The organism is Shewanella sp. M-Br, from assembly GCF_036245925.1.
Classification (GTDB): Bacteria; Pseudomonadota; Gammaproteobacteria; order Enterobacterales; family Shewanellaceae; genus Shewanella; species Shewanella oncorhynchi.
The window spans coordinates 1-1,138 of the sequence record NZ_BJBV01000057.1; the positions used below are offsets into that span (position 1 = coordinate 1).

1 protein-coding gene is annotated in these 1,138 nt (G+C 43.9%); it reads left to right on the top strand.

Annotation, left to right across the window (positions count from 1 at the left end; genetic code table 11):
* Positions 1 to 27: 27 nt before the first annotated feature.
* A protein-coding gene (locus tag AAA952_RS22275) for an IS3 family transposase (RefSeq protein WP_338259701.1) occupies positions 28 to 1,138 on the top strand; the annotation gives its coding sequence in 2 pieces (ribosomal slippage) (positions 28 to 277 and positions 277 to 1,138; 1,112 coding nt annotated over the 2 pieces). This gene is flagged as partial in the annotation.

Consider the following 1,138-nt stretch of genomic DNA (forward strand, 5'->3'; position numbering starts at 1 on the left):
GTATGGTCAATAAATTAAGAGGTCTATATGAGTCTGAAGAAATCACATAAGAGTTATCCCCAGGCATTTAAAGATGAAGCTGTCTTGATGGTGCTAGAACAAGGTTATAGCGTTGCCGATGCGGCAAAGTCTCTTGGAGTTAGCACGAGCCTGCTTTACAACTGGAAGGAAAAACACCAAGCCCTGAAACACGGTGTCACCTTAGAAGAGTCTGAACGTGATGAGCTAAAACGATTACGTAAAGAAAACAAAGAATTACGAATGGAGAAAGAAATTCTAAAAAAGGCCAGCGCCTTCTTTGCGAAAGAAATGAAGTAAAATTTCGTTTCATCAAACGGCAATCCAACCTGTTTCCCGTAGCACTGTTATGTCGAGTAATGAGTGTAAGTAAATCAGGTTATTACGATTGGCATAAGCGCCCTGCAAACGTGATAAGCCTTGAAACACTGAAGCTTTATCGCCTTGTTCGACAGCTATTTAAGCAAAGTCGAGGCAGCTTAGGAAATCGTGCAATGGTGAAGAAATTGCGCAAGGAAGGCTACCAGGTTGGTCGCTATCTCGTTCGTAAAATTATGCACCGCCTTCGACTCAAAGCAACCCAGCGACGCGCTTACAAGGTGACTACGCAGCGAAAACACTCAGATGCAGTGGCTGATAATCTGTTAAACATGAACTTTAATCCAGTATCGGCTAATCAGGTTTGGGCGGGTGACGTGACCTATTTAAAGACGGGTGAAGGCTGGATGTATTTGGCAGTGGTGATGGATTTATATTCACGCCGGATTGTGGGATGGCACATAGATAAACGCATGACCACAGATTTGATATCTAAGGCATTAATAAAAGCCTACAACCTGCGACAACCAGCGCGAGGGCTGGTATTCCACAGTGACCGAGGCTCGCAATATACCAGTAAGCAATTCGGTAGGCTGCTATTGAGCTATGGTATCCGAGCCAGCATGGGTGATGTGGGAGCGTGTTGGGATAATGCCGTTGTTGAGCGATTCTTTGGCAGCTTAAAACACGATTGGATTTTTAAAGTTAATCAACCAACAATGGAGTTTATGAAGCAAGATGTGACGGCTTACATGAAATATTACAACTTGGAGCGGCTTCATTCTGCTAATGACGATCTGTC